This is a genomic window from Bacillus norwichensis, from assembly GCF_014836955.1.
GTDB classification, from domain to species: domain Bacteria; phylum Bacillota; class Bacilli; order Bacillales; family Bacillaceae_C; genus Siminovitchia; species Siminovitchia norwichensis.
Map to the genome: position 1 here is coordinate 1 of NZ_JACSPV010000076.1, position 7211 is coordinate 7211.

The 7211-nt window shown below is 35.1% G+C and carries 8 protein-coding genes; 2 read left to right on the forward strand and 6 right to left on the reverse strand.

What is annotated here, in order from left to right; all coding sequences use genetic code 11:
* Nucleotides 1-78: 78 nt before the first annotated feature.
* Nucleotides 79-351, reverse strand: coding sequence for a YesK family protein (locus H9631_RS21700; protein WP_191816477.1), 273 nt, complete (start codon nucleotides 349-351; stop codon nucleotides 79-81).
* Nucleotides 352-958: 607 nt separating this feature from the next.
* Between H9631_RS21700 and H9631_RS21705 the strand changes: the two genes are divergently transcribed.
* Entirely contained in the window at nucleotides 959-1858 is a 900-nt protein-coding gene (locus H9631_RS21705; protein WP_191816478.1) for a 3-hydroxyacyl-CoA dehydrogenase, read from the forward strand.
* A 565-nt stretch (nucleotides 1859-2423) separates the two neighbouring features.
* Here H9631_RS21705 and H9631_RS21710 read toward each other — a convergent pair.
* Nucleotides 2424-3212 carry an SHOCT domain-containing protein gene (locus tag H9631_RS21710; RefSeq protein ID WP_191816480.1) on the reverse strand — a complete coding sequence of 263 codons (789 nt, stop codon included), beginning with the start codon at nucleotides 3210-3212 and terminating at the stop codon, nucleotides 2424-2426.
* Between the two features lie 252 nt (nucleotides 3213-3464).
* Nucleotides 3465-3698, reverse strand: coding sequence for a hypothetical protein (locus H9631_RS21715; RefSeq protein WP_191816482.1), 234 nt, complete (start codon nucleotides 3696-3698; stop codon nucleotides 3465-3467).
* A gap of 451 nt (nucleotides 3699-4149) precedes the next feature.
* On the opposite strand from H9631_RS21715, the gene H9631_RS21720 reads away from it, so the two are divergent.
* Nucleotides 4150-4812 carry an MFS transporter gene (locus tag H9631_RS21720; RefSeq protein ID WP_191816484.1) on the forward strand — a complete coding sequence of 221 codons (663 nt, stop codon included), beginning with the start codon at nucleotides 4150-4152 and terminating at the stop codon, nucleotides 4810-4812.
* A 355-nt stretch (nucleotides 4813-5167) separates the two neighbouring features.
* On the opposite strand, the gene arsC is transcribed toward H9631_RS21720, so the two are convergent.
* From arsC to H9631_RS21735, 3 genes are read right to left on the reverse strand one after another with little or no spacing between them, the layout of a single operon-like run.
* Nucleotides 5168-5599: an arsenate reductase (thioredoxin) gene (gene arsC / locus H9631_RS21725; protein ID WP_191816486.1), complete on the reverse strand. Its 432-nt coding sequence runs from the start codon at nucleotides 5597-5599 to the stop codon at nucleotides 5168-5170.
* Nucleotides 5600-5627: 28 nt separating this feature from the next.
* Nucleotides 5628-6668 (reverse strand): ACR3 family arsenite efflux transporter, encoded by a 1041-nt coding sequence (gene arsB, locus H9631_RS21730; RefSeq protein WP_191816490.1) that lies wholly within the window; start codon nucleotides 6666-6668, stop codon nucleotides 5628-5630.
* Between the two features lie 25 nt (nucleotides 6669-6693).
* Nucleotides 6694-7128 (reverse strand): ArsI/CadI family heavy metal resistance metalloenzyme, encoded by a 435-nt coding sequence (locus tag H9631_RS21735; protein ID WP_191816488.1) that lies wholly within the window; start codon nucleotides 7126-7128, stop codon nucleotides 6694-6696.
* Nucleotides 7129-7211 lie beyond the last annotated feature (83 nt).

Here is a 7211-nt window from a genome sequence, read left to right on the forward strand (position 1 = left end):
AAGCAACATAATTGATAGGCTCAAGATTCAGTCTAGCCAACGATTAGTACTTATTTTGTTGGTGCGAAAGTTGAGTCATTAAGTACTGTGTTTTACTGATTTTTTAGCCATTATAAAAGATATTACTGCGAAGATAACTAAAAAGAAAGCCAGAATTCCATAAGCTGCACCTTCGAATCCCCTAATATTAACATAACCAACATAAAACAGGATAATTGCAGCTATAACTGTTAACATCCCAGGTGTCATCCGTACAAATAAAGAAAAATTCATTCTCCTAAACCACCACGTCACTAATAATACAACAATCCCCGGTATAAGAGACATTAACAAAGGACCTGTTAACATCATTAAACTTCCCCCCTCATACATTAAGGTTATTCCAATGTTTAACTCACTATCCTTGTTCAACAATTTTTCCCTTAAATGGAATAACAATGGTTTTAGTTTTTAAACAACTCTATCTCATTAAACAAAAACCACCTTGGATTAAACTGTCTCAACAGACCATATCCAAGGGTTTTTTCAATTGGTGTATAACAACTGTGTTAGTATTTATGTTAACAAATAAAAATCTGAAAACAATGTCCATTCGACCGACAAAGTTAGACGGAATTCCACATCCGAATTTCATCAGGATTGTTATAAACTACGGCAAAAGGAATATTTACGTTGGGCCTGAGACTAGTGCGGTGAGGGAACGAAAGTTATAAAAAAATAAGTGCCGTTCTTTCTGGTGAAGAAACAACACTATATTTAATAGAGTTACGTATTGTACATGGGCATCATTACTACTTCACACCGAACAATAGCTTCAACTTAAAGTTCATCATGTTTCAATGAAATGTAATAATATGTATATTCCTTGTTTTATTATCCAAAAGGAATATACTAGGGGGTACAGAGTAGTCAATAGAAAATCTAACTAAGAATTTAACAATTTAGAAGGAGAATCAAAATGAACTACAAACATGTTGTTGTTGCCGGAAGTGGAGTTTTGGGAAGTCAGATTGCATTTCAAACTGCATTTAAGGGATTTAATGTCTGTATTTATGATATCAATGAAGAAGCAATTGAGAATGCTAAAAAAAGAATCGAAGGACTAAAGCCAACCTATAAAAGTGACTTAGGGGCGACCGAAGAAGAGCTTGCCGATACTTCCAATCGTATTAGCTATAGTGCTGATTTATCAAAAGCGGTCGCAGATGCAGATCTAGTTATTGAAGCGATTCCGGAGGTAGTTAATATTAAAATGAAGTTTTACGAGGAGTTAGGAAAAGTTGCTCCAGATAAAACTCGTTTTACAACGAATTCATCTACTTTATTACCGAGTCAATTTGCTGAAGCAACTGGGAGACCTGAAAAGTTTCTTGCTTTGCATTTCGCTAATGAAATTTGGAAAAACAATACAGCGGAAATTATGAAGCATGAAGGAACTGATTCGGATATTTTTAATGAAGTTATCGAGTTTGCAAAAGCAATTGGGATGGTAGCTTTGCCTTTACATAAGGAGCAACCTGGGTATATTCTAAACTCTCTACTTGTTCCTTTGTTAGATGCTGCACAAATGCTGTTAGCGAAAGAGGTAGCTGATGTTGAAACGATTGATAAAACGTGGATGATTGCTACAGGTTCACCGCTAGGGCCTTTTGCTATTTTAGATATCGTTGGCATTAATACTGCGTATAATATTACCCTTGCGAAAGCAAAAGCGACAGGTGATGTGCAAATCGAAAAGGTAGCAAATTTATTAAAAACAGAGTACATTGACAAAGGAAAGTTAGGAAGATCAGTAGGGGAAGGTTTCTATAAATATCCGAACCCTAGTTTTAATCAACCCGATTTTTTAAAGGTATAATAAATTCCCCTACTTTATGATAATGAACAAAATGATTCGAGGCATTTCCTTAATTGGGAATCCTCGGATTTTATAATTTAAGGCTCTATACTAAATGTTGGAGTTACTACCCTATTTGTACATAAAAAACTCACGCAAACATCCAATTCTTTTATACTTGAATTGTTGAGAAACAAGCAAAGATTGGAATTTCGTGCAAATGAATTTTACCATGAAAATTCCCGGCCTTGAAGATGTATTGATCATAAAAGTGGAATAGCGCATTGCGCTTCATCCAGAAATGGATGTTAGGGTTCACAAGTGTCCAGGCTGTGGGTCGGATTTAATTATATTCATTAAGGCGGCAGCCGGGGATATAAAACGTTTTTTTGTTTTTGTCTCGAAACCCCCGCTTATTTTTTCACTGCAAGAGCTTGCTTAATTGTATGCCACCTCTCTTGAAATTTACATATTTCTCCTCAATGGCTGCTATTTCTGCTTGATGTGTGTTGATGACGTAAACACTTCCTACAGAACTGAAGTTTCTTTTTAGTTTAAAAGAAAAGCCCAAAATAATGGGCGTATATTAAAGTCCAAGTAACTCTTTTTTCTTTGCATCAAATTCTTCTTGGGATAAAATCCCTGCATCTAATAGTTCTTTGAATTTTTTTATTTCATCTGCTGCAGACACTGTATTGTGTGAAACTTCTTCTGCTTTTTCTTCTTTCTGTCTTTCACAAATTAGTTGAAATGTAGATAAGCATTCTTGTGCATCATCCATAACAGTTTTATATAAAAAGCTATTTTTTTTAGTGGATGCGGTTATAAAATTTATATAAACAGCTGGGTTGTTAAAGTCATTAACAGTTATTTTTAGTTTAAGACTTGTACAAACGCCTTTAGCTTTCTTTTTTCCTGTTACTGCACCTACCACAGCGCCAGCTCCACCAAATAGTGCGCCACCGACCAACGCTCTACCTAGACCACCTGATGCGACCGATTCACCATCTTCCAATAGTTCAAAGTCAACAATGTCACTATAGTTATATACCTTTGAATTATTTCTTCTTCCTAATATAGCTGATAGAACAAGCCACTTTTCCTGCTTATCATCAAATTCTATGTATTTGCCAATTTTCTTTGTTGCTTTAAAAGAGTCAAGCTCATTTTCGTTATTTACTTTACCATTGATCAAATCGCGAATATCATCTGGTGTCATTTTAGTTATCGGTTTTCCGGCCTGTCCGATTTTTATAAATCCAATCTTTTTCATACAGCTGGAGCACATCCACTGCTTATTTGCTATTTGATACCTGTTTAAACTAGCCTCATTTCCGCATACTGCACATTCTGCTTTTAAGCTGAAAAACCCCATATTAAGCACCTCATCTATTTTTATCTTCTTTCATAATCTCCCACATTTTACGCAGTTTCCACAAATCTTCGTCGGGTGTGTTAGGTAATCCGCTTTAACTCAGTCAGGGGCATTAATGAATTTTTGGAAGTCTTCCTCGTCCTTATCCCAATCAGTAGAGTCATTAGTTCCACACCTAATAAATAATCTGTAGTTACATTAAGAATAATTGGGTTTGAATTTTAACGTACAGTTCGAAGGAAAAGGGGGCGGTTACTCCCTTAACAGATCCGCCTGGGTGACAGTGCCGTCCGAAGTAAGTCGGTACATGCCCAGCACAACAGGATTAGTTTGAACCAGACCTACACGCATTAAGTCCTTAAGGGACTGATTTACTTTTGATGAATCTCTACCTTCTTTTGAAAGCTGGTCAGCTATCTGTATTGGTGCCTGCCAATCAGTGGTTAACGCAAGTAACACAGATCGTTGATCTGAGGTCAAGTCCATAATAGTTACCTCCTTGATTTGAACACATAGATTATAGATAACAATATCTTACCACGGTCGTATGAATTAACAAATAATTAAATATCCAAGTAAAGACGTGTAAATAGCAATCCATTATGCAGTAGTGATGGATAAAGGTTATGTGCTCTATACAGGAAATTATTCAAATATCTAACAAACTACAAAAGAAGTATTAAAGGGAATAAGTTGATTGGTTGGTTTCTGGTGGGAATGGTATTTGCGAGATCAATATTGTCTGTTCTCACAGATAGAAAAAAGTATGGAGTACTCTCATTCTAATTTGAGAGTACTCTTTAAGAAGGTATCCAAACTAGGACAGATTCCAAATATTAAGATGTGATAGAGTCACAATGAAATACGCCATGAAAAAAATTTTTTCTATTTGATATAATAGGTATAAGGTCTTTTTTAAAAAACAGGAGGGGCCATTTTGCATATATTTACGATTATGTATCTTATGGGGTTATTATTAGGAATCGGGTTTTATGCACTTACTTTTTTCTTTTCACAAGTATTAAATTATAAGAAAAGGGCATTGATTGTAGGTTTAATAGGAGTTGCCACGTTAGTTGGGAGTTTAATAATTGGAGGATTCTCCGGAATGCCTTTTGGCTTGTTAAGCTTAGGAATATTAACAATTTTTTCTTTAATAGCAATTCTAGGTAAAACAGTATTATTGCAAAAGTTAATATTTACAATAATAGTTTTATTTGTGGTAAGTTTTGGTGTGTTCACCTTTTTAAATAAACCTGATTACTGGACTATTAATAAAACAAATGAAAATACATATGGTGAAATTGAAGAGTATTTGGAAAAACTGGAAAAGAACCCGAAAATGAGAGGTTATAATATTTTAACGATTAGCGAAGGGAATAAAGCTGTTATATTATCTCTCGGGGAAGAAATGGCGGGAAATAATATAGAGGTGCTGAATGTGGAAGAACAAACTGAAAAGACAATTATATCTGTTAGAACTTTTTATAACAAATCGACTGAAAACAACCCGTCGATTATTATAGGACTGGATAGAATAAAATCTAATATTGAGATAAGAGATACAAATGGTACATTATATCAAAATATCTCAAATTGAAAATTATGCAATTGCTCTAGCATAATAAAGGTTTATACATACTTTTTATCATGTGAAATATAAAATGTCGATTGAATCTTGTATAGATTTAGTCGGCTTTTTTTGTGTTAGAAAAGTTGACTGATTCTTTTATATTTTTCCCCCTACAATGATTAATATGAGAGGGGGAAAGATATCCGAGTGTAGTCAGGATCATGACTGGCCGCGGCAAACTGAACATTTCTATTGGACCGGAGACTGGTACGATAATTAAATAGAAGTAATTCGCATAATATAACACTCTCGCCATGAAAAGGCCCGGCGTTGACCGGGTCTTATTCTTATAAAAATAATGGGAGCTATTGATGGTATACTATCATCTTAACTTTCCGTTTTTATTTGCGAAATGTAGGATTTTTTCTCCAATTTCATCTCTTATACATTGGAAAAATGCCCATTTTTCTTCCTCTGTCCCTGTAGCTTTTGCTGGGTCCTTGAATCCCCAGTGCTCTCGTTTAATGTGCGGTGGTGTTATCGGGCATTTATCTTTTGCATCCTCACATAAAGTTACCACCAAATCAGCATTGTTTAAGATTTTCGGATCTATTACATTCGATGTTTGATTTGTAATATCAATGCCTGCCTCTTTCATAGCCCTAATCGCATTTGGATTTAAACCATGCGCCTCTATCCCTGCACTGTATATATTCCATTCGTCGCTTAAATATTTCTTTGCCCATCCTTCAGCCATTTGACTACGACATGAGTTTCCTGTACATAAGAAGTAAATTGTTTTTTTGTTTGCCATGTAAAGCTGCCACCTTTATTATTGGACTTTAAACTACGTGTTCACTAAAGTATTTTTTCTTAAACCATAAAGCGACGTTCACAAGTGCGATCATAACTGGAACCTCAACCAATGGACCAATGACTGCAGCAAAAGCCACTCCTGAGTGTATGCCAAATACTCCAACAGCTACAGCTATGGCTAATTCAAAATTATTACTACCTGCCGTAAAGGCAAGTGTGGTAGTTACCGGGTAATTTGTTCCTAATTTCTTTCCCAGAAAGAAGGATACAAAGAACATGATGACAAAGTATATTAATAGTGGGATGGCAATTCTTACTACGTCTAATGGTAAAGCGACAATCATATCACCTTTTAGTGAGAACATCACCATAATAGTAAACAATAATGCAATTAAGGTAATTGGGCTAATTTTAGGGATGAATACGATTTCATACCACTGTCGCCCCTTCATTTTTACTAAAGAAAAACGAGTAATCATTCCAGCGATGAATGGGATGCCGAGATAGATAAACACAGATTTAGCAACATCACCAATCGTCACATCAATTTCTACCCCTTGGAATCCGAACCATTCTGGAATAACAGTGACAAAAACATAGGCGTAGATTGAGAAAAAGATAACTTGGAAAATAGAGTTAAATGCAACTAAGCCTGCTGCATAATCGGTATCACCTTTGGCTAAATCATTCCAAACAATCACCATGGCTATACAGCGTGCCAAGCCAATCAGAATAAGCCCAACCATGTACTCTGGCTTATCAGGTAGAAAAATAACAGCTAAAAAAAACATAAGTACGGGCCCAATTACCCAGTTCTGTACAAGGGATAAAGTTAGAACTTTTACATCTTTAAATACTCGACCTATTTCTTCATAACGTACTTTAGCTAATGGGGGATACATCATAAGAATTAATCCAATTGCTAATGGTATGGATGTTGTTCCTACTTGGAATTTATTTAATCCATTTACTAATCCTGGAAATATAGAGCCGAGCCCAATTCCTACAACCATCGCAAGGAAAATCCAAAGTGTTAAATAACGATCTAAAAAGGATAAACGCTTCATTTTATTATATCCATCCTTGTTATTATCAGCATGCACTCTTTTTCCTCTTGTTTGAAGTTATACAGCAAGAGGTAGAATCTTGTTCTTCAACTTCGCTATCTGTTTTTGTATAGAAAAACTCCCATTCATTTCCATCTGGGTCTGTAACCCAAAACTTATCTTGCACAGCATAACAACATGTTGTATCCATTTCTTCACGTGCAAAAAATCCTTCTGTTTCAAGTCTATCCTTATGAGTTAAGACTTCTTCTAAACTATCTACTTGAAATCCGAAGTGATTAACTTGGTTTCCTTTTACCTCATCTTGAACATTTAATGTGAAATTTAATCCAGGTATCTCTAATAAAAATTTAGCATAATCAACTTTCACTTTAATTGGTGGCATACCAAATAATTTTTGGTAGAATTCGATGGATGTCTCTAAATTTGTAACGTTAATACCTAGGTGAACGTATTTCATTATAAATTCCTCCCTCTATAAATATTGATATATCAACGGTTTGAACCGTTATTAGGGTGTCAAAACTTTTTTTTCGACACGCG

Bases quoted from the DNA above. Each gene is read 5' to 3' on its own strand.
- arsC (WP_191816486.1), bottom strand. From the start codon at position 5,599: ATGGCAAACAAAAAAACAATTTACTTCTTATGTACAGGAAACTCATGT.
- H9631_RS21710 (WP_191816480.1), bottom strand. From the start codon at position 3,212: ATGGGGTTTTTCAGCTTAAAAGCAGAATGTGCAGTATGCGGAAATGAG.
- H9631_RS21715 (WP_191816482.1), bottom strand. From the start codon at position 3,698: ATGGACTTGACCTCAGATCAACGATCTGTGTTACTTGCGTTAACCACT.
- arsB (WP_191816490.1), bottom strand. From the start codon at position 6,668: ATGAAGCGTTTATCCTTTTTAGATCGTTATTTAACACTTTGGATTTTC.
- H9631_RS21735 (WP_191816488.1), bottom strand. From the start codon at position 7,128: ATGAAATACGTTCACCTAGGTATTAACGTTACAAATTTAGAGACATCC.
- H9631_RS21700 (WP_191816477.1), bottom strand. From the start codon at position 351: ATGATGTTAACAGGTCCTTTGTTAATGTCTCTTATACCGGGGATTGTT.
- H9631_RS21705 (WP_191816478.1), top strand. From the start codon at position 959: ATGAACTACAAACATGTTGTTGTTGCCGGAAGTGGAGTTTTGGGAAGT.